22 protein-coding genes are annotated in these 23080 nt (G+C 40.0%); 12 read left to right on the top strand and 10 right to left on the bottom strand.

Features of this window, described 5'->3' with window-relative positions; translation table 11 throughout:
- Nucleotides 1-46: 46 nt before the first annotated feature.
- Entirely contained in the window at nt 47-1282 is a 1236-nt protein-coding gene (locus FPL17_RS01230; protein WP_004808509.1) for a pyridoxal phosphate-dependent aminotransferase, read from the bottom strand.
- Nucleotides 1283-1496: 214 nt separating this feature from the next.
- On the opposite strand from FPL17_RS01230, the gene FPL17_RS01235 reads away from it, so the two are divergent.
- Nucleotides 1497-1676, top strand: coding sequence for a hypothetical protein (locus tag FPL17_RS01235; protein WP_004652676.1), 180 nt, complete (start codon nt 1497-1499; stop codon nt 1674-1676).
- 38 nt (nt 1677-1714) lie between these two features.
- On the opposite strand, the gene FPL17_RS01240 is transcribed toward FPL17_RS01235, so the two are convergent.
- Nucleotides 1715-2509, bottom strand: a complete 795-nt coding sequence (locus tag FPL17_RS01240; RefSeq protein WP_005202440.1) for an A1S_2505 family phage non-structural protein — start codon at nt 2507-2509, stop codon at nt 1715-1717.
- A gap of 434 nt (nt 2510-2943) precedes the next feature.
- Between FPL17_RS01240 and uvrB the strand changes: the two genes are divergently transcribed.
- The 6 genes from uvrB to FPL17_RS01270 all read left to right on the top strand — a co-directional run bounded on the left by uvrB (nt 2944) and on the right by FPL17_RS01270 (nt 10413).
- Nucleotides 2944-4968 carry an excinuclease ABC subunit UvrB gene (uvrB, locus tag FPL17_RS01245; RefSeq protein ID WP_159882666.1) on the top strand — a complete coding sequence of 675 codons (2025 nt, stop codon included), beginning with the start codon at nt 2944-2946 and terminating at the stop codon, nt 4966-4968.
- A gap of 120 nt (nt 4969-5088) precedes the next feature.
- Complete coding sequence (locus FPL17_RS01250; protein WP_159882668.1) at nt 5089-5673, top strand: lipocalin family protein; 585 nt, start codon at nt 5089-5091, stop codon at nt 5671-5673.
- A gap of 107 nt (nt 5674-5780) precedes the next feature.
- The gene (gene rarD, locus FPL17_RS01255; RefSeq protein ID WP_159882670.1) at nt 5781-6725 is read left to right on the top strand and encodes an EamA family transporter RarD; all 945 of its coding nucleotides are present in this window, start codon (nt 5781-5783) and stop codon (nt 6723-6725) included.
- 670 nt (nt 6726-7395) lie between these two features.
- A complete protein-coding gene (locus FPL17_RS01260; protein WP_159882672.1) occupies nt 7396-8853 on the top strand; it encodes a glyceraldehyde-3-phosphate dehydrogenase in 1458 nt (485 codons plus the stop codon).
- Between the two features lie 136 nt (nt 8854-8989).
- Complete coding sequence (locus FPL17_RS01265) at nt 8990-9733, top strand: MFS transporter (RefSeq protein ID WP_159882674.1); 744 nt, start codon at nt 8990-8992, stop codon at nt 9731-9733.
- Nucleotides 9733-10413, top strand: coding sequence for a hypothetical protein (locus FPL17_RS01270; RefSeq protein ID WP_159882676.1), 681 nt, complete (start codon nt 9733-9735; stop codon nt 10411-10413). Before FPL17_RS01265 ends, FPL17_RS01270 begins: the two co-directional genes overlap by 1 nt.
- Before the next feature lie 83 nt (nt 10414-10496).
- Here the strand turns inward: FPL17_RS01270 and FPL17_RS18920 are convergent, their stop codons facing one another.
- Both FPL17_RS18920 and FPL17_RS18925 read right to left on the bottom strand, forming a co-directional pair.
- Nucleotides 10497-10769 carry a hypothetical protein gene (locus tag FPL17_RS18920; RefSeq protein ID WP_216070846.1) on the bottom strand — a complete coding sequence of 91 codons (273 nt, stop codon included), beginning with the start codon at nt 10767-10769 and terminating at the stop codon, nt 10497-10499.
- 303 nt (nt 10770-11072) lie between these two features.
- Nucleotides 11073-11606 carry a hypothetical protein gene (locus FPL17_RS18925; RefSeq protein ID WP_216070847.1) on the bottom strand — a complete coding sequence of 178 codons (534 nt, stop codon included), beginning with the start codon at nt 11604-11606 and terminating at the stop codon, nt 11073-11075.
- A 183-nt stretch (nt 11607-11789) separates the two neighbouring features.
- On the opposite strand from FPL17_RS18925, the gene cgtA reads away from it, so the two are divergent.
- Together cgtA and proB are read left to right on the top strand one after the other, a co-directional pair.
- Entirely contained in the window at nt 11790-13007 is a 1218-nt protein-coding gene (gene cgtA, locus FPL17_RS01280; RefSeq protein ID WP_004808499.1) for an Obg family GTPase CgtA, read from the top strand.
- Nucleotides 13008-13022: 15 nt separating this feature from the next.
- Nucleotides 13023-14156 (top strand): glutamate 5-kinase, encoded by a 1134-nt coding sequence (gene proB, locus FPL17_RS01285; protein ID WP_004808498.1) that lies wholly within the window; start codon nt 13023-13025, stop codon nt 14154-14156.
- A 25-nt stretch (nt 14157-14181) separates the two neighbouring features.
- Here the strand turns inward: proB and FPL17_RS01290 are convergent, their stop codons facing one another.
- Nucleotides 14182-14856 (bottom strand): HAD-IB family hydrolase, encoded by a 675-nt coding sequence (locus FPL17_RS01290; RefSeq protein WP_004808497.1) that lies wholly within the window; start codon nt 14854-14856, stop codon nt 14182-14184.
- Nucleotides 14823-16031 carry a DUF1615 family protein gene (locus FPL17_RS01295; protein WP_159882677.1) on the bottom strand — a complete coding sequence of 403 codons (1209 nt, stop codon included), beginning with the start codon at nt 16029-16031 and terminating at the stop codon, nt 14823-14825. The genes FPL17_RS01290 and FPL17_RS01295 overlap by 34 nt, the downstream gene beginning before the upstream one ends.
- Nucleotides 16032-16113: 82 nt before the next feature.
- Between FPL17_RS01295 and dusB the strand changes: the two genes are divergently transcribed.
- On the top strand, nt 16114-17136 hold the full coding sequence (gene dusB / locus FPL17_RS01300) for a tRNA dihydrouridine synthase DusB (RefSeq protein WP_159882679.1): 1023 nt from the start codon (nt 16114-16116) through the stop codon (nt 17134-17136).
- A 58-nt stretch (nt 17137-17194) separates the two neighbouring features.
- Here dusB and oxyR read toward each other — a convergent pair whose 3' ends face one another.
- The 4 genes from oxyR to rubA all read right to left on the bottom strand — a co-directional run bounded on the left by oxyR (nt 17195) and on the right by rubA (nt 20565).
- The gene (gene oxyR / locus FPL17_RS01305; protein WP_004808494.1) at nt 17195-18100 is read right to left on the bottom strand and encodes a LysR family transcriptional regulator OxyR; all 906 of its coding nucleotides are present in this window, start codon (nt 18098-18100) and stop codon (nt 17195-17197) included.
- A gap of 6 nt (nt 18101-18106) precedes the next feature.
- Nucleotides 18107-19051, bottom strand: a complete 945-nt coding sequence (estB, locus tag FPL17_RS01310; protein ID WP_004808493.1) for an esterase EstB — start codon at nt 19049-19051, stop codon at nt 18107-18109.
- Nucleotides 19052-19135: 84 nt separating this feature from the next.
- The gene (rubB, locus tag FPL17_RS01315; RefSeq protein ID WP_159882681.1) at nt 19136-20317 is read right to left on the bottom strand and encodes a rubredoxin reductase RubB; all 1182 of its coding nucleotides are present in this window, start codon (nt 20315-20317) and stop codon (nt 19136-19138) included.
- An 83-nt stretch (nt 20318-20400) separates the two neighbouring features.
- Nucleotides 20401-20565, bottom strand: a complete 165-nt coding sequence (gene rubA, locus FPL17_RS01320; RefSeq protein ID WP_004678010.1) for a rubredoxin RubA — start codon at nt 20563-20565, stop codon at nt 20401-20403.
- A 348-nt stretch (nt 20566-20913) separates the two neighbouring features.
- Between rubA and FPL17_RS01325 the strand changes: the two genes are divergently transcribed.
- Entirely contained in the window at nt 20914-21351 is a 438-nt protein-coding gene (locus tag FPL17_RS01325) for an SRPBCC family protein (protein ID WP_004808488.1), read from the top strand.
- Nucleotides 21352-21510: 159 nt separating this feature from the next.
- On the top strand, nt 21511-23037 hold the full coding sequence (lysS, locus tag FPL17_RS01330; RefSeq protein WP_004808486.1) for a lysine--tRNA ligase: 1527 nt from the start codon (nt 21511-21513) through the stop codon (nt 23035-23037).
- The last annotated feature ends 43 nt before the right edge of the window (nt 23038-23080 follow it).

A 23080-nucleotide genomic window follows, 5' to 3' on the forward strand; every position in this document is an offset into this window, starting at 1 on the left:
AAAAAAGAAGCTTCATTGAGAAGCTTCTTTTTTTATTGTGGAAAAATTATTTCGCAGCTTTTTCTGCTGCAATCGATGCAATTGCGGCATCAACGCCTTCAATTGAATCAGCTGCTTTTTTAATACGTGCTAAAGCATCAACTAAAACTTCGTCAGCAGTCGCATAAGAGATACGCATAAAACCGCCTAAACCAAATGCATCACCAGGAACAACAGCAACACCTGTTTCTTCCAGTAACCATTCAGAGAATTCTGTGCAAGATTTTAAGCCTTTGGCACGAATCAATGGACGGATGTTGGCATAGGCATAGAAAGCACCATCAGCAGGAAGACAAGAAATTCCTTTGATGTCATTCAAACCGCTCACAACGAGATCATGACGACGTTTAAACGCTTCAATCATTGGCTCAAGTACATCTTGTGGGCCATTCAATGCTGCTTCAGCTGCAACTTGCGAAATCGAAGTTGGGTTTGAAGTTGATTGTGATTGGATTTTTTTCATCGCACCAATGATTTTTGCAGGGCCTGCTGCATAACCGATACGCCAGCCTGTCATTGCGTAGGCTTTAGATACGCCATTTAAAACAATGGTACGGTCATATAAGTCTGGTGCAACAGTCGCGATATTGTAGAACTCATCTTCCCAACGAATTGGTTCATACATGTCATCAGAAGCAACAAATACTTGTGGGTGACGACGTAACACTTCTGCCAAAGCTTCTAACTCTGCTTTGGTGTAGATCATACCTGTTGGGTTTGAAGGGCTGTTTAATACCACTAGACGTGTATTTGGTGTGATTGCCGCTTCTAACTGTTCTGGTGTGATTTTGAAGCGTTGTTCTTCACCACATTTCACGATGACAGGTGTGCCTTCAGCAATAATCACCATATCTGGATAGCTTACCCAGAAAGGTGCAGGGATGATCACTTCATCACCTTTGTTTAACAAAGCAAGTGCCAAGTTAAAGAAACTTTGCTTACCGCCACAAGACACGAGAATCTGGTTGGCTTGATAATCTAAATTATTATCGCGTTTGAATTTCGCAATAATTGCTTTTTTTAAGCTTGGAGTACCGTCTACAGCTGTATATTTTGTAAAGCCTTTATTAATCGCTTCAATTGCAGCATCTTTGATGTGTTGAGGGGTATCAAAGTCTGGTTCGCCTGCACCTAAACCAATCACGTTTTTACCAGCAGCTTTAAGCTCAGCGGCTTTATTGGTCACTGCAAGTGTAGGGGACGGTTTGATGGCATTGACACGATCAGAGAGACGTACGTCCACGGCATTATTCCTTCTTATGGGATTAAAAAATAAAAAGCAGGTTATCTTAGCCTAAATCGACTTCTTTGTGGCTGAAACTTGCCAGAATCGCATAAAAAGTTACTAAATTTTAAGCATTAGAATCATTGTGTTTTTTTACATATTTTATTTTTATCAAAAGCGCAAAAATCTATTACAATATGCGGCTAGAAATCTAGATTTCGAGAGAATTCCAATGAGTACCCAACAACCTAAAGCCAAAAAAGCTTTGGTGAAATTGCCTTTTCCAATGCCATCTGCTCAGGATGATGCTGAGGATGCAACGCATAATCAGGTTCGTCCAAAACCTGAACAATATGCTGATCGCACTTGGATGCCACCACGCGGTACACGTCGTTCGATGGGTAAGCGTTAATAAAAAAGCCAATCAATCTGATTGGCTTTTTTTTCTTATTAATGGCGGTTTAATGGGTGTTGTATTTTTAGTTCGCCACGCCAAAGTTTGAGAAAATCGTACTCATCAATATCATACAGTTCCATCAAGGCAATAATCACACTCACAAAGGTCATGGCACCTTCAGCGTTGTTATGAAAGTTGAAAATTTTGCCATTGAGCTTGCCTAAAATATCGTTGATTTCATGTTCACGACCGCGACCATAACGATCACGTGGGTACAGCTCTTCATTTAAAACAACCAAAGCAATGGCTTTTTCAGCTGCGGTTAACTGAGTTTGATCGAGTGCTTCTTCGAAAGACTCGTAGCCATGATCGAAATAGAAAATGACTTTATCTGAAATAAAAGCATGTACCGCATCAGCAGTTAGGTCTGGAAATTGTGAAACAGCATCTTCTTCGATATAGGGACGAAAAGATTCTGGAAAAATCACATTGGAGTGAATGCCTTTAAATAATGGGGCGATTTCAGATACTTTATAACCTGCAATACCACAGCCTAATGCCGTTAAAAAGTATTTCATTTTAGGGTGGTGTTTTGCGTAGACTTTAAAGTCCTCGACATAATGCTCAATCTGAGCCAATGGCATTTGTTGTAGATGTTCATTCAGTGTTGGAATCGCAAAAGTTTGCCCAGCCCAACCACGACCAACACCTTTGACCGCTGCAAAGTGTTGTGCCGCGACACGGGCCGCACCGCTGTCATGTATCCCTGCTAAATTACTACCAAAAACAAAGACCGTATCTTCTGGGAGTTCCGTTACGATTGTTTCATCGTGATATTGGTAAGTCATATTCTTATCATTGAAATCGAGTATAAGTCCATGTTGCAGTTGATTGTGTAGCGGGTCAAGTCTTGCTTGAGATTAATTTATTTAAGGTATGTTTCTGAGTGACGCTATTCCAATGACGATTAGATTCAAGTATGGCTAATCACTAAAATATATATCATGGCTTTCTTGGCAGAGTCTTTGATACTGTGATGTATTGTCTAAGAGTTATAATTAACAATTGATATCAAAACGAGATTGAAATTTAACCCCATTCTGTTAAGTTTTTTAGGTTTATAAGTATAAATTGCGCGCTTTTTTAAAGACTAGGGTAATCTCTTGATTTGACTGTGTTGGAAATTGCATAACAATTCAAAAGTATCATTAGACTTTAAAAAGCAGTTTGTTGCCCCCATTAAAAAGTGAAAATAGCCATCCAATCAGTTGAGTATCTCTATATGAGCGAAAACCAACCTTTTGAGTTAGTCACCAATTATCAACCTGCGGGCGATCAACCTCAGGCGATTGAAAAATTGGTTAGTGGTATTGACCAAGGTTTTCGTAATCAATTACTGCTTGGGGTAACAGGATCGGGTAAAACCTATACCATGGCCAATGTGATTGCTCAGACACAACGTCCAACGATTGTCATGGCACATAACAAGACCCTTGCAGCACAGCTTTATGGTGAATTCAAGGCATTCTTCCCGAATAATGCGGTTGAGTATTTCGTCAGTTATTACGATTACTATCAGCCCGAGGCGTATGTGCCTTCGTCAGATACCTTTATCGAAAAAGATTCGGCTATTAATGATCACATTGACCAAATGCGCCTTTCGGCAACACGTGCGCTGTTAGAGCGTCGTGATGCGATTATTGTTGCTTCGGTTTCTGCAATCTACGGTTTGGGTGATCCAAATGCCTATATGCAGATGCTATTGCATATCGTACAAGGTGATCGTGTTAGTCGCGATGAGATCATTCGTCGTTTAGTAGAGATGCAATATACCCGTAATGAACTGGAGTTCTTACGGGGTACTTATCGTATCCGTGGAGAAATTATTGATATTTTCCCTGCGGAATCGGATAAAGACGCGATACGGGTCGAATTATTTGACGATGAAGTCGATTCGATTCGCTGGTTTGATCCTTTGACTGGAAAATTGGTGCGTAAAGTGCCGCGTGTGACCATTTATCCAAAGAGTCACTATGTGACCCCGAAAGACCATTTAACCCGAGCTATTGATACCATTCGAGATGAGTTGAAAGATCAGCTTAAATTCTTTAAAGAGCATGACAAGTTATTAGAAGCACAGCGGATTGAACAGCGTACGCGTTATGACTTAGAGATGATGCAGCAATTGGGTTATACCAATGGTATTGAAAACTACTCGCGCCATCTTTCGGGTCGTACCGCAGGTGAAGCACCACCAACTTTATTTGATTATATTCCTGAAGATGCTTTGCTGATCATTGATGAATCGCATGTAACCGTTCCTCAAATTGGAGCGATGTATAAAGGCGACCGTTCACGTAAAGAAAACTTGGTGAATTATGGTTTCCGCTTACCAAGTGCTTTGGATAACCGTCCAATGAAATTTGAAGAGTGGGAGCGGATTGTTCCAACCACGGTCTTTGTCAGCGCAACGCCTGCACATTATGAATTGGAAAAGTCAGAGCAAATTGTTGAGCAAGTGGTACGTCCAACAGGTTTGATTGATCCTGAAATTGAAGTACGTCCAGTATTAACCCAAGTGGATGATGTGCTTTCTGAAATTAATATTCGTAAGCAACTCAACGAGCGAGTATTGGTTACGACCTTAACTAAACGGATGGCTGAGGATTTAACCTCATATCTTAAAGAGTATGGCGTTAAAGTGGCCTATCTGCATTCGGATATCGATACGGTTGAGCGCGTCAAAATTATTCACGAACTACGTACTGGTGTACATGATGTGCTGGTTGGGATTAACTTGCTGCGTGAAGGTCTGGATATGCCGGAAGTGTCTTTGGTTGCAATCTTAGATGCAGATAAAGAAGGTTTCTTGCGTTCAGAACGTTCATTGATCCAAACCATTGGTCGTGCAGCACGTAATGTCAAAGGTAAAGCGATTTTATATGCCGATCGTATTACTGATTCAATGCGTAAAGCGATGGATGAAACAGATCGCCGTCGTAATAAACAAATTGAATTTAATGAATTACATGGTATTACCCCACGTAGTGCGGTGCGCCAAACCATCAAGGAAATCGATACGGGTGAAGTACTCAGTGATGATGAAATTGATGAAAAAGTGCTTGAGCAAGCACAGGCGATCAGTGCAGATGAGCAGCATTTATTATCTGATCCAAAACTGTTTGCAAAGCATATTGGCAAACTGGAAAAGGAAATGCTAAAAGCCTCGAAAGAGCTCCAGTTTGAACAAGCTGCAAGATTACGCGATGAGATTGTCCGTCTTAAAGCACATATGTTGCAGTCATAATCAAACAGAGAAATCCTCAAAAGGGATACATATCGCAACAGTTTTTGTTCACAAAGTAAGCTATTTTAAATTGCTAACTATATGACTATTGATAACAAATTACTGTTTTGAGGATTTCTCATGCCTTTTATTAAAAATTTCCCGAAAGCGAGTTGGCGCCTTGCAAAGATTGCGATTGGTGGGGCTGTCTTAACTGGGTTGGCTGTTGGAACGATTGCTTATGCACAAGCAAAACCGTTACCGACAGTCGATAAAGTTGAACTCGATAAGTATTTGGGAGTTTGGTACGAAGTCGCGCGAAAACCGATGTTTTTTGAGCGTAAGTGCGCTTATAACGTCACTGCGACTTATACCTTCAATGAAAATGGCAATATTGTTGTTGATAACAAGTGTTATGACAGTGAAGGCAACGTACAGCAAAGTGTAGGTGAAGCTTTTGTTGCCAATGCACCATTTAATAGTAAATTGCGGGTAAGTTTTTTGCCTGAGGTTGTGCGTTGGGTCCCTGTGATCCGTGGTGATTACTGGATTTTAAAACTTGATGCTGATTATCAAACTGTACTGGTTGGAGAACCGCGCCGTAAATATTTATGGGTACTTTCACGGATACCTAATCCCAAAAAAGAAATTATTCATGAATATTTAAATTACGCTAAATCATTAGGTTATGATATTAGTGACGTGATTTACCCTGAACATCATTAAAGAAATACGATATACTGAATAAGAACCATGCTTGCATGGTTTTTTTAATTCCAAATAGTGGATAAATCACGTATTTTGGAAGATTCCCCCAAAATTAGAGGCCAAAAATGTTTAAAGGAATTGCTTATTCAGTTTTGGCTTCAGTTACTTTTGGGGTTTTGTACTTTTATACCCAATTGCTTGGTGCATTTGATAGTGAACAAACCTTTGGTTGGCGGATTATTGCGACCTTGCCCGTTTTAACGCTATTTATGTGGTTCAGCGGTGACTTGAGTCATATCAAACACATATTTAAAAGAATTGTCGCGCAGCCCTCATTGTTACTACTTTTAATCATCACCTCGGTGCTGACATCCGCGCAGTTATGGCTGTTTTTGTGGGCACCTATGCATGGTCGTGGATTACAAGTCTCATTGGGATATTTCCTATTACCTCTGGTTTTGGTATTGGCTGGAAGTATCCTATATGGTGAAAAGCTTTCAAAGTTGCAGTACGTTGCAGTGTTACTCGCAGCATTTGGTGTAGGGCATGAGATATGGCGTTTGGGCAGCATTGCTTGGGAAACAGCCTTTGTTGCTTTGGGCTACGCAGCTTATTTTATTCTTCGCAAAAAGATTCAAACTGATAATTTAGGTGGGTTTTGGTGGGATCTTTTACTGATTCTTCCAGTTGCGATTTTCTTTACCCAAACAGGGGATACACCTTATCTCAAGTTTTTAGAACATCCGAGTCTGATCTTGGTGGTGATAGGGCTAGGTTTGCTCAGTGCCATTGGTTTGGGGAGTTATATTCTTGCGAGTCGCTATTTACCTTTAATTATTTTCGGTTTACTGGGTTATTTAGAACCTGTTTTGTTGGCTTTGGTCTCTTTGCTGATTGGAGAAAAAATCGGTGCGGATGAATGGTTAACCTATATTCCGATTTGGCTGGCGGTGTTGGTACTGGTGATTGAAGGGGCAATGCATTTGTACCAACAGAGAAAGCGTAAGCAACATTTAGAATTGAACTTAAAACAGTATTCGCAACGGGTGAGGGACGATAAGTTGGATTGATACGAGTCTAATTTTAAAATTAAACACCTTTAATCTTGGTATATAGGTAATAAGTTAGGTTAATGATAAGAAACATTAAAATACGTCCATATTCTTTGGGAAGACAACCCACCTCGCTATTGCAGTTGAAAAAGGGCTCTCCAATCCAAGAGATTGGCAAGTAAACGATATTTGTCAGTACAAGCCCGATCATTCCAACCAAGCCCATAGAGATTTCGCAAGAAAGAGGAATGCTGATAAGTAATAGCCATACTTTAAAATTCATTTTTACCTTCATGTTTTGAGCAGTGCTTTTTTTTAATTTAAATTGATACGTGTTATTTATTTTTATTTCAATGTATTAGAGATGAATGTCTAGTTTCTAATGCGATTGCTTAGCAGTTTTGACAGCGATTGAGATTTATATCATTGTTAAGGCTAAGAACAAAATTAGCCTTATTATCAGTAAAACTGTTAGTAGGATTTTGAAATTGGCATTTATTTTGATGATAAAAATCAATCTTCACCAAAATTCACAAAAATAATTATAGGTATTTTATGAATTTATAGTCAATTAGGACAAAATCTTAGCTCGTTTAGCAGCTTTTGATTCAATCTTGATGATAATTCTATTACAATTATGGCGTTTTAAAAATTCACGCCCAGTATATATAAATTAGAGGACGTATCAGTGAGCAAAGACACTATCATTGCCCTACACGCAGAACACCAAGGTCGTTGGAAAAACCGTGAAGAAATCGCGGAACGTATGATTACTTTAATTGGTCAATTGTACCGTGAGAAAAATATTGTTGTTTCTGTTTACGGCCGTTCTTTAATTAACCGTTCAGTTATTCAAATTTTAAAAACGCATCGCCGTACACGTATGCTTGATGTTGAACTTTCTGTTGTAAATACCTTCCCAATTTTGGAAGCGTTAATGAAAGTTGAGAATATCGGTTCAGCTGAAGTTGATATTGGTAAACTCGCTGTTGAATATAAAAACCAAGGTGGCGATGTTGATGCTTTCGTTGCTCAAGCGGTTGCTCCAATTCAAGGTAACGTGACTGCTGCTGCACCTAAAGATGTTGTTCTTTATGGTTTTGGTCGTATCGGTCGTATCCTAGCGCGTTTAATCATTAGCCAATCTGGTTTGGGTCGTGGTTTAAGCCTTAAAGCGATTGTTGTTCGTAAATCATCTGATGGTGACTTGGCGAAACGTGCTTCTCTATTACGTCGTGACTCTATTCATGGTACTTTTGACGGTACGATTTCTGTAGATGAAGAAAACGAAGCAATCATTGCAAATGGTCAATTCATTAAAGTGATTTATGCATCAAGCCCAAGCGAAGTGGACTACACTGCTTATGGTATCGAAAATGCACTTTTGATCGACAATACAGGTAAATGGCGTGATGCTGAAGGCCTGAGCCAACACTTGAAATGTGCAGGCGTTGCACGTGTTGTATTAACAGCACCAAGTAAAGGCGAAATGAAGAACGTTGTATTTGGTGTGAACAACGGCGATATCTTAGATGAAGACAAAATCATCTCTGCTGCAAGCTGCACAACCAACGCAATTACACCTGTATTAAAAGTTTTAGACGACAAATACAAAGTGTTGAATGGTCACGTTGAAACAGTTCACTCTTTCACGAACGACCAGAACTTAATTGATAACTATCATAAAGCAGACCGCCGTGGTCGTGCTGCAACATTGAACATGGTGATCACTGAAACTGGTGCTGCTAAAGCTGTTGCTAAAGCTTTACCTGGCTTAAAAGGCAAGTTAACAGGTAACTCTGTACGCGTTCCAACACCAAACGTTTCTCTTGCAATCTTGAACTTAAACTTAGAGAAAGAAATTGATCGTGAAGAAGTGAACGAATACATTCGTCAAATCTCGATCAACTCTAAGTTACAAGGTCAAATCGGTTATACCAACTCGACTGAAGTTGTATCAAGTGACTTTATCGGTTCACGTACAGCAGGTGTATTTGATGCGCAAGCAACTATCGCTTCTGGTACACGTTTAACTGCTTATGTTTGGTACGATAACGAAGTTGGTTATAGCTGTCAGGTATTACGTATTGCTGAACAAATGTGTGGCGTAAGCTATACCAAAGTTCCTGCTGAAACAAATGCATAATTTGTTCGCAGAGCAATAAAAAAAGCCCAGTTTTAAACTGGGCTTTTTTAATGACTGTACAGAATATATGCTGAATAAAACATAAAAATCGATGAGAATGCAGGAAAAGGGAAATAATTAAACAAGGGATAGATCATTGTTGCAGTTCAGACGTTTATTCGTGGTATTTGCTTTAATTGTTGTGGCCAACTTGTGTGGTGTGTATATCGCAATGTGGGTGTTTAAGCATTTTAATATTTATATCCCATTAAAGAATCAAGATGTTGCGATTGATTTACAAGAGCCATTACAGGTTCGTGTGAAGGTTAAAGATGCGCTCAATGTGGATGTGAATGGTCGTGTCGATGCCAAGATTCCAATTAATGAACAGCTGAATGTTCCACTGACTCAAACCCTAACACCACGGGTTTATTTTGATAATTTAGTTCCAATCAGTACCACGATTCCTGTAAAGGAAACGATTAAGGTCAATCAAAACCTACCGATTGATACCAAGGTACAGGTTAAAATTTTAGGTAAGGACGTCACCTTACCATTGAAAGGTTCAATCCCTTTACAGCTGGATGTACCGATTGATATTCAAGTGCCGCTACAGCAAAAAGTACATTTGAAATTTGATGCGCCCGTTCGTACTGAACTTAAGGAAAACTTGCATATTCCTTTGAAAGCACAGCTGAATGCGAACATTCCAATTCAAGGCAATTTAAATGTACCGATCACTTCTGAGCTTAATGCTACTGTCGATGTTAAAAATACCTTACCTGTCAAAATTGCACAGGGTGAATTAAAGATTCCGTTGTCCACCATGTATTTGGATCGTGTCAAAGCTCAGCCTGTCGAAGTGCAAGCAGCTCAAAACGATGTAAAAGCAGGTGAGTAATGGAGATGCCCAAAACACTGAAAAGCCTGCTGATTAGTTTTGTGATTGTCACAACTCTGGTGGCCATCCTATTTTGGTTTTATTTAAATATTCAGGCATCTTTGATTGTTTCTGCGCAACAAGCAGATATTCGTTTACCTGAATCCTTGGGAACCAAGATCCAAGTAGGTGATCACCTAAGAGTGAAGTCGGAAGGTCAGCTGAATACTGTATTGGACATTGATCGGACTTTACAATTGCCTTTAAAAGGGAAGTATTTGGCTGATTTGAGTTTCGAAGTCGAAACACCGATTACGGTTGATATCAACTATGAAACCACGCTGAAAGTAGATGAAGTGGTACCGATTGAAACTAGCACTGATTTGATCTATCAAAATAAATTATTGCCCAAGTTTCCTTTGAGTTTGGATATTCCAGTAAAGTTGGATATCCCATTTCAATTGAAACGTACTTATACCATTCCTGTGAAAATTGTTTTTGATGGACCTGTATATTTTGCTTTTGATGAGTCGGTTGATTTGCCTGTGAAGCACCAATTTAAGCCGAGCTTTTATATGAATGATGCGATTAATATGAGTAAGATCTCTTCCTTTGATGCGATCATGTATAACTCGGTGCAACAGACCAAGGCTAATTTAGATATGCAAATGGAACTGCCTTTGAAGAATGTGAGACCTTGAGATAGATCAAGGTCGAATGATAATGAGGAAGGGGGATAGTTTAGTTTTTCAAAATATTTTATTCGAGTCCAAAAGTTAGTAATCTATTTTTTAAGTAATCCATCTAAACGTTTCTGGACTTCTGAATATGTACTTTCTAGAGAGGGGTTAATATACCACGGGTGCCCAGGCTTAACTCTTTGTTGTGATTCTAATATAGGCACTGCTTCTGCAACTAAATCATCATATAAAGGATCATTTAGATATTTAGCTAGCATCAACCGAGGATAGGGGGATGTATAGGCTTTTTCACTACCATGATTAATCCATTGACTCAATGTTTCAATATCTCTATGTTTTTCTGCATCATAAATCAAAAAATTATAAATCTGCTGTAAAACATGCTTTAGTTGTTCTGGATCATTAAACTGACTAGCTTTGCCATTTATACCATGTATGTCGGATAAATATTGTAGAGTATTCGGTTATATAATGTGTTCGTGATATTTGCAGAATAGTGTTTGATTTCAGTTCTATATAGCTCATTAGCGATATATCAGTATACATGACGTTATCGCCACTAGTTGAGCAAAGTATACTAATGCTTTCATAGATTTTTGAATTAATATCTCTAAACCAACCTTGCTTTAACTCATTAAATTGATTGACTTTTTGTGTTTCTAAAAAATGCAAAATATCTTGATTTTTTTTAACCATCTATCTGAAAAAAGAATAAGTTGTTCTCTTGTTGCGGGGATAGATTGAAACTGTTCTAGTTGCTCTTGAGTTACAGCACTTACCGCATCCAACATTCTTTCAATATTGTGTTGGTCTGGGAATATTTGTTTCTGACTAAAAAAGAGATAAGACCTTGCATCAAAGGCAACTAGGTCATGTTGGCGTAAAGTCTCAATCAAGATTTTATAGAGATATTTACTTTTAACGAATAAACCTTGTTCAATCTTAAAGACATTATCAGCAGCATCAAAATAGCGTGTTACATTGGTAAAAGAACCAATAATTTCATCATCAAAATTTGCGGTAAGCTCAGGATTGGTGACGATATTCTCTACATTAAGCAGCCAATTTTTAAACTTTTCGGTGAATCCTGTACATTGATAATTGGTTGCGTAATATTCTGCTTGTGCCAAAGAGTCAATTGTGACCTCAGGATGATGTTGTTTCGCATCCCAAATATAAAATAATGATGACACTTATTTTTATCCTGTAATTTTTTTAAGTGGTTAATTATACTGATAAAATTAATAGAATACGAAAATTTTTGCTTAATGTGGTTAAGATTGAAATAAAAACTGTTATTACATTCAATTTTCTATTCGAGAATTTTCTTAAAATGTGGCAAAATAGTCCGCTTTTAAGAATTTGAGGATTGGCACATGCGCTTTGTTGATGAAGCAGTCATTATCGTAGAGGCTGGCGACGGTGGCAATGGCGTAGCCAGTTTTCGCCGTGAAAAATTTGTCCCTTTTGGTGGCCCAGATGGCGGTGATGGGGGACGTGGCGGAAGTGTATATATTCAAGCCGATGATGATACCAGCACACTGGTAGATTACCGTTATACGCGTCGCTATCGTGCAGAGCGTGGTAAAAATGGTTCGGGTGCGAACTGTTCTGGTCGCGGTGGCGAAGACGTTATTTTGAAAGTGCCAGTCGGTACAACCATTGTCGATACCGAATCTGGTGACATTATTGGTGACTTGGTCGCTGATGGTCAGCGCGTAAAAGTTGCCCATGGTGGTGATGGTGGTTTAGGTAATACTCACTTTAAATCATCGACTAACCGTTCGCCACGTAAGTGTACGCATGGTATTAAAGGTGAATATCGTGAAGTGCGTTTAGAGTTGAAAGTACTTGCAGATGTTGGCTTACTCGGTATGCCAAATGCAGGTAAGTCAACGTTTATTCGTGCAGTCAGTGCAGCAAAACCAAAAGTTGCAGATTATCCATTTACCACGATGGTACCAAACCTCGGTGTGGTTGATGCGGATCGTCATCGTTCATTTGTAATGGCAGATATTCCAGGATTAATCGAAGGTGCTGCTGAAGGTGCTGGTCTTGGAATTCGTTTCCTTAAGCATTTGGCGCGTACGCGTATTCTTTTGCATATTGTTGATGTTCAGCCAATTGATGGTTCTGATCCAGCTCATAATGCAAGAGCGATTTTAGGTGAGTTAGAAAAATTCTCTCCGACATTGGCAAAACTGCCAGTGGTCTTGGTATTAAATAAATTGGATCAAATTGCAGAAGAATCAAGAGAAGAATGGTGTCAGCACATTCTCGATGAATTGCAGTGGAAAGGTCCTGTATTTAAAACTTCTGGTCTTATGTCGGAAGGAACCAAAGAAGTTGTGTATTACTTAATGGATCAAATCGAGCAACAACGTGAGCGCGAAGTTGAAGATCCTGAGTATGCAGCAGAAGTGAAAGCATTCCGTGAGCAGCTTGAAGCTGAGACACGTGAACAAACCATCGCAGCGAAAGAAGCATATCGTGCCATGCGTAAAGCACAGCGTGAAGCTGGTTTGGACGATGATGAAGACTTTGATGACGATGAAGACGAAGGCGATGTAGAAAGCGTCTACATTCGTGACTAGTAAACCGAGGGAAAAATGATAGAAGTGGTCGATGGGCAACGTCAGCTCAATGCGTGTAAACGAATCGTTGTTAAAATCGGATCATCTTTACTCACTGCAAATGGGCAAGGTCTAGATTTAAATGCAATTTCGCACTGGGCGAAACAAATTGCAGATCTACACAATGCGGGACATGAGATTATTCTGGTGTCTTCAGGTGCAGTTGCAGAAGGGATGGTACGCATGAAACTTGCGAGTCGACCCACTGATCTACCCAGTCTACAAGCTTGTGCTGCTATTGGCCAAATGGGTTTAATCCATACATGGTCAAGCGTACTGGACCAACATGGGATCCAAACTGCACAAGTTTTACTTACGCATGATGATCTTGCTGATCGTCGTCGTTATCTCAACTCTTGTGATGCTTTGCAGAACTTGATTGATTGGCATGTAATCCCGGTCATTAACGAAAACGACACCGTCTCTACTGATGAAATTCGGTTTGGTGATAACGATACTTTGGCAGCGATGGTTGCGGGTCAGGTACAGGCAGAATTGTTGATTATCTTAACGGATCAACAAGGTATGTTTGATTCAGATCCACGTAGCAATCCAAACGCAAAATTGTTCTCTGCTGTTCGAGCACTCGATGATCGTTTGTTTGAAATGGCAGGTGGCGGTGGCGTACTTGGTCGTGGTGGTATGGTCACCAAGGTGCGTGCCGCGCGTTTGGCTGCACGATCAGGTTGTCCTACCTTGATCGCCAGTGGGGAAAGCGAAAATGTGCTGGCTCGCCTGATGGCGGGTGAGATGTTAGGTACCTTATTCACCACTGATAATGATCGTGTGACAGCACATCAGCAATGGTTGGCAGCGCATTTGCAAACAGCAGGTCGTTTAGTGATTGATGATGGTGCTGTTGAAGCGATTAAGCTCAAACATCGTAGTTTGTTGCCTGTTGGAGTCAGAGCGATTGAAGGGCATTTTGATCGTGGTGATGTAGTTGAATGTGTTGATAAAAACGGTGGTCGTGTCGCAGTAGGTCGTGTGAATTTTAGTTCGCGTTCTGCCGAAATGATTAAAGGTTTATCATCAGAAAAAGTCTATCAGGTTTTAGGTGAAGCACGATCGCTAGAAATGATCCATCGTGATCATATGGCAATCTACTAAATTGTTTGAAATAAAAAAGCTCGCATTAAGCGGGCTTTTTTATGTCTGCTTGATTTAATTGTTTTAGCTCTAAGGTGGGAAGTGCTTGCTCTGCTCCCATCATATAAGGATGGTCTGCCAAAGAGAGCATTTCTAAATCTTCTTCACTATTGCCATAGGCATAAATCGTTTGATAATTTGCTAAATTGTAGCTTTGTAAGATGCGCAATTTCTTTTGCTCACAACTGCAATCTTCTGAACTGTAGCGACCCGTTAAACGTCCATCTTTACTTTCAGTTTGGGTGCACAGTAATTCAATATTGAGAACCTCACAAATTGGAGCTAAATAAAGATCAACCGATGCCGATACCAGAACAATGTGATCACCACGTTGCTGATGCAGTTGAAGCTGCTGGAATAAATCTGGATCTAATCTTTTAATCAGTTTCTGTGCATATTCTTGAGCCAGTTGCTCGACTACATCTACAGAAATGTCTTTAAACATACTTTGGAATAAACGTGGTCGCATGGCATGTGCAGGGTAGAGGCGTAAATAATAGGCTTGAATCCATGGCAGGATTTTCAAGCCTCTTTTGACAATATGGCGTTTTGATAAGGCGAAGAAAATAAACCCTGTGAAACTGTCTCTTGGATAGAGTGTTCCATCAAAATCAAATAGAGCAAGATTTAGAGTTTTATGCGTTTCGCTCTTTGCATGCATGTTTCATATCGTCCATTAACGCGACTGGCAAACCAATTGGTATTATAGTCACGACTCAGTTTAGGGCCCGAAATAACAACTTCAGGCATAATTGCATAAATAGGTTCTTTATTGGTTTTACTTTGATACAACTTTTGAACGGCTAAATAAGTTTGTGTATCTTCGAATTTCTTCTCTTTCTCTTTCTTTAAATCCGCACGAATTTGACGCGGAGTAACCAGAATTTTATTGTTGGTAAACGCAGAGATCACTTCTTTTTCAGATTGGCTTAGTGCGGATTGAACATTCCCATCTTTATTATAAAGTAACAGGTCGCCATCTAAATCAAGGTCTTTACTTTGTATGACTTCAAGCATCTTTTGAAAAGCCGCATTACGGCTTGAATACATGCCTGAGTTGTAATCGGCAAATCGATAGATGGCTTTATCATAATCGGCAGAATATTCCATCAAACGATGGATGCCATAATATAGGCCACCGTATTGGGTGTAGAGATCATTACGTAGTTCAGCAATATTTCCGCTTTGACGTTTATGTTCTTTGGCATAATTAATATGCACTTGCATAGAACCCAGTGTCGTGATCGGGTTCATTTTCTCGCCAATGTCTTGTCCAACCAATTTCGCTGCGCCTGTTAGGGCACTGACATGATAATGCTTTGACATATAGTCAAAAATTTCACGATAAAGCAAATCGAGTTCACGCTCAGTTCTGACTTTGCGCATTTGGCTCATATAGTTATTTTCTGGGGAAGGTTGGTTTTTGAGTACATCCTCAAAATAACCTGCAACCGTGCCGCCAATGGTTTCACCTAATTTAGCTTCAAACTTCTCTTTGAGGCGCGTATTGATTTCCTGAACTGCTTTCTCACCCAAGCCAGGTACAGCAGGGTCAGCGACAAAGTTAGACTCTTGATCGACCACAGCCACAATACTGCATACATTCTGCTTGGTTTTGGGAATACTAAGCTGTTGCATGATATCAAAGATATCTTGCGACCAAGACTGGCGATCATTAACACGCGGTGGCAGCACGTTGGTGATCTGTTCTGCCTTCATTTCGGGTTCTTTATTATTTGACCACCACGCATTATCTCCACAAGCCACTAAGCTTATGCTGATTGCCAAGAGGCTAAATGTTTTGAATAGAGGACGAGTCGAAAACGATTGGTTCATAATGAAGACAACACCGCACAAAAAGATGAGCCGAACGGGCGAATGAAGTATACTATGTTGATCAGAAATTGTAAGAAAATATATGTATATTGGTTCATATCAACTGTCAAATAATTTGATTGTTGCCCCGATGGCAGGCGTCACTGATCGACCTTTTAGAACACTCTGTAAATACTTTGGTGCAGGGCATGCGGTCAGTGAGATGATGACTGCAGATAAAACACTACGTATGAGTAAAAAGAGTCTCTATCGAGCTAATTTTGATGGTGAGCTTGCGCCAATCTCTGCACAAATCGCAGGTTCTGACCCTGAACAGCTTGCTGAAGCGGCACGTTATCAGGTATCGAATGGTGCGCAGATTGTTGATATCAATATGGGTTGCCCAGCCAAGAAAGTATGTAACAAACTTGCAGGTTCGGCTTTATTACAAGACGAAGATCTCGTTGCGCGTATTCTCGATGCCGTAGTTTCTGCAGTGGATGTGCCAGTCACTTTAAAAACCCGATTAGGTTTTTTAAATGGCCATGAGAATATTTTACGTGTGGCCAAACGTGCTGAAGAATCTGGAATTGCAGCATTAGCGCTACATGGTCGTACCCGTGAAGATATGTATTTGAATACTGCACGCTATGAGTTGATTAAGCAGGTTAAAGAATTGATTGATATCCCATTGATTGCCAATGGGGATATTGATAGTCCAGAGAAAGCCAAATATGTGCTGGATTATACGGGTGCAGATGCCATTATGATTGGGCGTGCAGCCCAAGGCCGACCTTGGATATTCCGAGAAATTGCCCATTATTTAAAAACAGGTGAGCATCTTGCTGCGCCTGATATTGCTGAAGTTAAAGCAGTATTATTGGGGCATCTGACTGAGCTGTATGATTTCTATGGTGAATACTCAGGCTGTCGTATTGCACGTAAGCATATTGCTTGGTATACCAAAGGCTTACGCTCAAGTAATGAGTTTCGTCAGAATATGTATAAAGTTGAAAATACGGCTGATCAAGCCAAAGTGGTGGAATCGTATTTCGATGAATTACTTGATCAAGGTCTACGTATGAGTGATGTACAAGTTGAACAAGTGAATTTATTGGATATTTAATAATTGTTTTAACTGCATTGAAAAGCCTGTAACTCGAATCGAATTACAGGCTTTTTTATTACGATAAATGAGCCGTGATTTTTTGCAGAATCTGCAAAATTACATCAAACTCACTTTGTAATGGTGTGCTTTTGCGGGTCACTAAAGCCAATGTGCGGCTTGGTGCAGCTTCAATCGCTTTCACATCAATATCTTCATTGAAGTGAATCATACTGTTTTTCAGTGCAATCTCAGGTAACAAGGTAAAACCTAAATCTGAAGAGACCATTTCCACCAAGGTTGGTAATGAGCTTGCTTTTAAGCGATGATCATTTTTGCGCTCACCAACAGGGCAGGCACTCAAAGCATGGTCACGTAAGCAATGACCTTCCTCAAGCAACATTAAACGAGATAGATCCAAATCATCGAGAGAATTTGCATTGGCTGCATTGGTATCTTTCTTGTTATACACAAGGAATAAGTGTTCTTTGGCAATTTCAGCAACTTTTAGACTGCGCGTATCAAACGGAAGCGCAAGTACAATCATGTCTAAATTACCATGTTCCAACTTCTCTACAATCTTCTCACTTTGTGCTTCATGTAAGTGTAGTTGGATCTTTGGCAATTGCTGATGCACTTCATCTAAGAGTTGAGTCAGAATAAAAGGTGCAATGGTTGGAATAATACCGAGATGTAAATCACCCGTTAATGGTTCACTCATTTCTCGACTTAAACGCATCAGGTCTTGGGCATCGGCAAGCAACACTCGCGCTCGCGCTACTACTTGCTCACCTAATGGGGTTAAACGGACGTTTTGACGATCACGCTCAACTAAGACGCCACCTAATAAACGCTCCAATTCCATGATGCCACCAGACAGTGTTGACTGGGTAACAAAGGAACGACGCGCTGCTTCAGTAAAATGTAAAGTTTCTGACAACGTAACTAAATATGATAGCTGTCTTAATGAGGGTAATGCAGCCATAGTGTCCTAGTGTGATGATCTAAAGTGGTGAGTAAACAAACCACTAAGTTGCGGAATGAAATGTGCAGGAATATCATGCCCCATTCCTTGAATTAATTCAAACTTAGCACCAGAAATTGCTTTTGCAACAGCTTTCCCGTGACTTGGTGGTAACAGGCGATCTTTTGATCCGTGTACAACCAAAGTCGGCTGAGTAATTGTTTTGTTCAATGGTAACAAAGAACCTGTACATAATATTGCTAAAAATTGTTGAAGTACACCCGCTGGGTAAAAACTACGTCGATATAATTTGCGAATGGTTTGAATTGATTCGACTGGATTGACATAACCCGGTGAGCCGATAATACGGAAAACATTTAAACTATGATTAATAATTGTTTCTTCATCATGCCCTTCAGGTTTACCCAATAAGCTAAAAAGCTGCTTTGGAAAAGGCGGAGGTAAAAAAGGCTGATTATTACTGGTAAATAACAAACCTATTTTTTCTACTTTTTCTGGATATTTCGCAGCAACAATCTGTGAAATCATTCCGCCCATTGAGGCACCAATAATATAGGCTTTTTCGATACCTAATTGATCAATCAGCATCGCCACATCATCAGCCATATCATATAAGGTATATGGCGCACCTTCATTGCGAAGACCAAACATGAAACGACTCATCAGTTTCATGGTATTGAGTCGTTTGCCTTTATTACGAATTTTAGAAGATAAACCGATATCGCGATTATCAAAGCGAACTACGCGGAAACCTTGATCGATTAAGGCTTTACAGAAGAAATCAGGCCAAAACAGCATTTGTGCACCTAGGCCCATGATCAATAAGATGGTTGGATGCTCAGGATTTCCGCCCATTTCAACATGTAGTTCAATGCCATTGCCCAAAGTAACTTTGGTTTCCTGCATAAAAGAAGCATATGGTGACACGTTAAATTGGAGGGCACTGTTCATGATCTTCGTTCCAAATTGAATTCTTCTTATTGCTTAGAGAGTTTGGAGGAAATTCTTTTCTCAACAAACTCTCGTATTTAAACCTTAAACTTGCGCTGGAATCAAGTCTGGAACCAGCTTGGTGAGCGTTAAACGTTGTTTGCCTGCAGTTGGGCCTAACAGTACAAAACCTCTCAAGGTTCCTTCGCCATCAGCTGCTTTAGCAAGCATACCGTCATCAAACTCTTCAGTTTCCCAGTTCACATCCACATTAAGCGGTGCAGGTAAAACCGTCAATGGCGCAGCAGGTGTTTTTACTGCAACTGGCATAGCAGGGTAGTGTACCGCTGTGCTTTGACCACTGAGCGTTTTTGCTAAAGCACGTGCTTGCTGCATAATTGGCATTACATATGGTAATAAAGTGCCATTTACTTCTGCACAGTCACCGACGGCGTAGATATCCGCTTGATTGGTTTCTAATAGTGTGTTGGTAATAATGCCACGACTGGTTTGAATGTCTGCTGCTTGTGCTAAAGAGATATTCGGTTGTAAGCCAATTGCAGAAAGAACAATATCAGCGACCAGTGTTTTACCATTGGCTAAAGTGACTTCGTAGTCTTCATCATTATTAATCTTGGTGACTTTTTCCACGGTGGTGGAGAGCGCAAATTTAATGCCAGCTTGTTCTAAATTGGTCTTAAAGGCTTCAGCGACATGGTTTGGCAATAAGCGTCCAAGTGGCTGAGGAGCTAAGTCAATTACCGTCACATCATATTGGCTATGCAATAAGTCATTGGCAAATTCACAGCCAATCAGACCTGCACCAAGAATAACCACGCGTTTGTCTTTACGGTTTGCAAGGTTTTCACGGAAGATACGATAGTCGACCAATGAGTTCACAACATGGATGTCATCACTGCCATCACCAGCAATCGCTAAGCGGATAGGGTTTGCACCGACAGCCAATACTAACTTTGAATAAGGTTGGGTAATGGTTTGCCCATTTTTTTCTAATGTTAGTTCATGGTTTTCGGCATTGATTGCTTTCACCCATGTGTCTGCATCAATGCGCATATTCAATTGGGTTGCCATCTTTGTCGCATCGCCTAAAGCAATTTGTTCTGGTGCTTTATTCCCTGCAAAGGCATTGGATAATGTTGGTTTTGCATAATTTACCGCATCATCTGCACAGATCATAACCAGTTCTTGTTCAGGACTTAGTTTACGAAACTCTCGCGCTACGGTGTAACCTGCCATGCCCGATCCGATGATAACGATAGGATGCATTCTATTCTCCAATATTTTCTTATTTAAAAACAAACGATAGCAAAAAAAAGACCATGATCATTGTCACGGCCTTCTCGATCTATTTAGATTTCAACCATTTCAAAATCAGCTTTTGAAACGCCGCAATCTGGGCAAGTCCAATCATCTGGGATATCTTCCCATTTGGTCCCTGCTGCAATGCCGTCTTGTGGCCAACCTTCTGCTTCGTCGTAAATCCAACCACAAACGATACATTGATATTTTTTCATGTGACTCTCCAAACTGATAGGTATGTTCAAGTTGCCTTTCAGTAAAACTATTCCGTAATGTCGCTATGATCGCTGCAATAGGAACTAACTTATGCTAATCGGGAGTTAGATTTTTACGCAGAACGACATTTAAGTAAAGTAAATGCAAGAGTTTAATCATTTATTCAAAAAGTGATATGGCAATTCTATCTGAAAGTCTTGTTATTTGAGCAATTACTCTAATTTTTTTTAGGGATATAACGCTTATACAATTAAAAAAAGCCGAAATGTATAAATATAGTGTGTATAAAAAACAAACATTCAGAATCAAGATATGATGATGAAAACAATGATCAAGGAGAATAAAACATGGAAACCTTATCTTATAATATAAAAATTTATGCGACCCCTGAAAAAGTTTGGGAGGTTCTTTGGACGCCAGAAAGTTATCAAGCATGGACAAAATTCTTTGCCTGCGATTCAACCATGACCACGGATTGGAAAGTGGGTGGTAAAACCTATTTCGGAGATGGCAAAGGCAATGGCATGATCTCTACCATTGAAAGTATTGATGAGCCTAAAGAGATTGTTTTTAAGCATCTTGGGATGATCGAGAACGGCAAGGAGGATTTGGAAAGTGAGACCGTGAAGTCTTGGGCAGGTGCTTTGGAAAAATATATGTTGTTTGATTTTAATGGTGAAACGCAATTGCATGTAGAGGTCGATATTCAACCAGAACATGCAGAATTTATGAATAAAGGCTTTGATCAGGGACTTGCCATGGTCAAGCATTTAGCGGAGAAATAAGCGACAGCGAATCGATTGTTGAGCGGAAAATTGCTGCGTTATCTTGATTCAAAAACTGATCAATCTTGATTTTTTTGAATTGTCTGGTTGAAACAATACGAAAATGAGTTGTGATCTGCTATCCTATGTCACTTCATTTTTTACTTAATCGAGGCAGAGATGACGCAACAAAACGCTCAATCGACTTCTGAACAAACACTTTCCGAAAACGATTTAATCGCACAGCGTCATGCCAAATTAAAGCAAATCCAAGAGACTGCAAAACAAACGGGTAAGAGCCCGTGGCCAAACACGTTTAAACGTGAGCACTATGCAGCTGATTTGCAAGAACAGTTTAAAGATCAAGACAAGGCGCAAATTGAAGGCGCTGAAAAAGTTTATGTAAAAGTTGCTGGTCGTGTGATGTTGAACCGTGGATCATTTATGGTGATCCAAGATATGACGGGTCGTATTCAACTTTATGTAGATCGTAAAGGTTTGCCAGCTGATATTTTAGAAACCATTAAAAGTTTAGACCTTGGCGATATCATCGCTGCTGAAGGTTATATTGGCCGTTCGGGTAAAGGTGACTTATATGTGCACCTTGAAGGTTTTGAATTACTGACCAAATCACTTCGTCCACTTCCAGATAAATTCCATGGTTTAACCGATACAGAAGCTAAATATCGTAAACGTTATTTAGATTTGATCGTAAATGAAGAAACACGTAAAACTTTCGAAATTCGTGCCCAAGTAGTTGCAGGTATTCGTGCATTCTTGACCAATGAACGCTTCATGGAAGTGGAAACGCCAATGATGCATGTGATTCCTGGTGGCGCATCTGCTAAGCCATTCGTAACACATCATAATGCTTTGGACATGGAACTGTATTTACGTGTTGCACCGGAACTCTATTTAAAACGCCTTGTAGTGGGTGGTTTTGAGCGTGTGTTTGAAATTAACCGTAACTTCCGTAACGAAGGGGTTTCAACACGCCACAACCCTGAATTCACTATGATTGAGTTCTATCAAGCCTATGCTGATTATAAAGACTTGATGGTATTGACTGAAAACATGCTTGAAAAATTGGCAGTTGATATCTTGGGTTCTACTGATGTGCCTTATGGTGAAGAAGTCTATAGCTTCAAGGGCCCATTCAAGAAAATCTCAATGTTTGATGCAATTCTTGAGAATAATCCAGACTTCACACCTGAAAATGTGAATGACCGCGAATTCTTGGCGAAATTTACCAAAGACGTTCTAAAAGAGCAGGTGAAGCCTGGTTTTGGTTTAGGCAAATTGCAAACGATTGTGTTTGAAGAAACTGTAGAAACTAAACTGCGTCAGCCGACGTTCATTACTGAATATCCAGCTGAAACTTCACCACTTGCTCGTCGCAATGATGATAATCCACATATTACTGATCGTTTCGAGTTCTTCATCGGTGGTCGTGAGTTGGCAAATGGTTTCTCTGAGTTAAATGACCCGATTGATCAGGCTGAGCGCTTCCAAGCACAAGTTGCAGAAAAAGATGCAGGTGATGATGAAGCAATGCATTACGATGCAGACTTTATCGAAGCATTAGAATATGGTTTACCACCAACAGCAGGTCAGGGCATCGGTATTGACCGTTTGGTGATGTTGTTTGCCAATGCTGCGAGTATTCGTGACGTGTTGTTGTTCCCGCATATGCGCCGTAAAGATTAATTCTTCGATTAATAAAAAAAGCCACTTTTAAAGTGGCTTTTTT

Source organism: Acinetobacter dispersus (genome assembly GCF_009884975.1).
Classification (GTDB): Bacteria; Pseudomonadota; Gammaproteobacteria; order Pseudomonadales; family Moraxellaceae; genus Acinetobacter; species Acinetobacter dispersus.

Excerpts from the sequence above, each read along its gene's own strand:
- FPL17_RS01235 (WP_004652676.1), top strand. The coding sequence starts at position 1,497 with ATGAGTACCCAACAACCTAAAGCCAAAAAAGCTTTGGTGAAATTGCCT.
- FPL17_RS01240 (WP_005202440.1), bottom strand. The coding sequence starts at position 2,509 with ATGACTTACCAATATCACGATGAAACAATCGTAACGGAACTCCCAGAA.
- uvrB (WP_159882666.1), top strand. The coding sequence starts at position 2,944 with ATGAGCGAAAACCAACCTTTTGAGTTAGTCACCAATTATCAACCTGCG.
- FPL17_RS01250 (WP_159882668.1), top strand. The coding sequence starts at position 5,089 with ATGCCTTTTATTAAAAATTTCCCGAAAGCGAGTTGGCGCCTTGCAAAG.
- rarD (WP_159882670.1), top strand. The coding sequence starts at position 5,781 with ATGTTTAAAGGAATTGCTTATTCAGTTTTGGCTTCAGTTACTTTTGGG.
- FPL17_RS01270 (WP_159882676.1), top strand. The coding sequence starts at position 9,733 with ATGGAGATGCCCAAAACACTGAAAAGCCTGCTGATTAGTTTTGTGATT.
- cgtA (WP_004808499.1), top strand. The coding sequence starts at position 11,790 with ATGCGCTTTGTTGATGAAGCAGTCATTATCGTAGAGGCTGGCGACGGT.
- proB (WP_004808498.1), top strand. The coding sequence starts at position 13,023 with ATGATAGAAGTGGTCGATGGGCAACGTCAGCTCAATGCGTGTAAACGA.
- FPL17_RS01290 (WP_004808497.1), bottom strand. The coding sequence starts at position 14,856 with ATGCATGCAAAGAGCGAAACGCATAAAACTCTAAATCTTGCTCTATTT.
- FPL17_RS01295 (WP_159882677.1), bottom strand. The coding sequence starts at position 16,031 with ATGAACCAATCGTTTTCGACTCGTCCTCTATTCAAAACATTTAGCCTC.
- dusB (WP_159882679.1), top strand. The coding sequence starts at position 16,114 with ATGTATATTGGTTCATATCAACTGTCAAATAATTTGATTGTTGCCCCG.
- oxyR (WP_004808494.1), bottom strand. The coding sequence starts at position 18,100 with ATGGCTGCATTACCCTCATTAAGACAGCTATCATATTTAGTTACGTTG.
- estB (WP_004808493.1), bottom strand. The coding sequence starts at position 19,051 with ATGAACAGTGCCCTCCAATTTAACGTGTCACCATATGCTTCTTTTATG.
- rubB (WP_159882681.1), bottom strand. The coding sequence starts at position 20,317 with ATGCATCCTATCGTTATCATCGGATCGGGCATGGCAGGTTACACCGTA.
- rubA (WP_004678010.1), bottom strand. The coding sequence starts at position 20,565 with ATGAAAAAATATCAATGTATCGTTTGTGGTTGGATTTACGACGAAGCA.
- FPL17_RS01325 (WP_004808488.1), top strand. The coding sequence starts at position 20,914 with ATGGAAACCTTATCTTATAATATAAAAATTTATGCGACCCCTGAAAAA.
- lysS (WP_004808486.1), top strand. The coding sequence starts at position 21,511 with ATGACGCAACAAAACGCTCAATCGACTTCTGAACAAACACTTTCCGAA.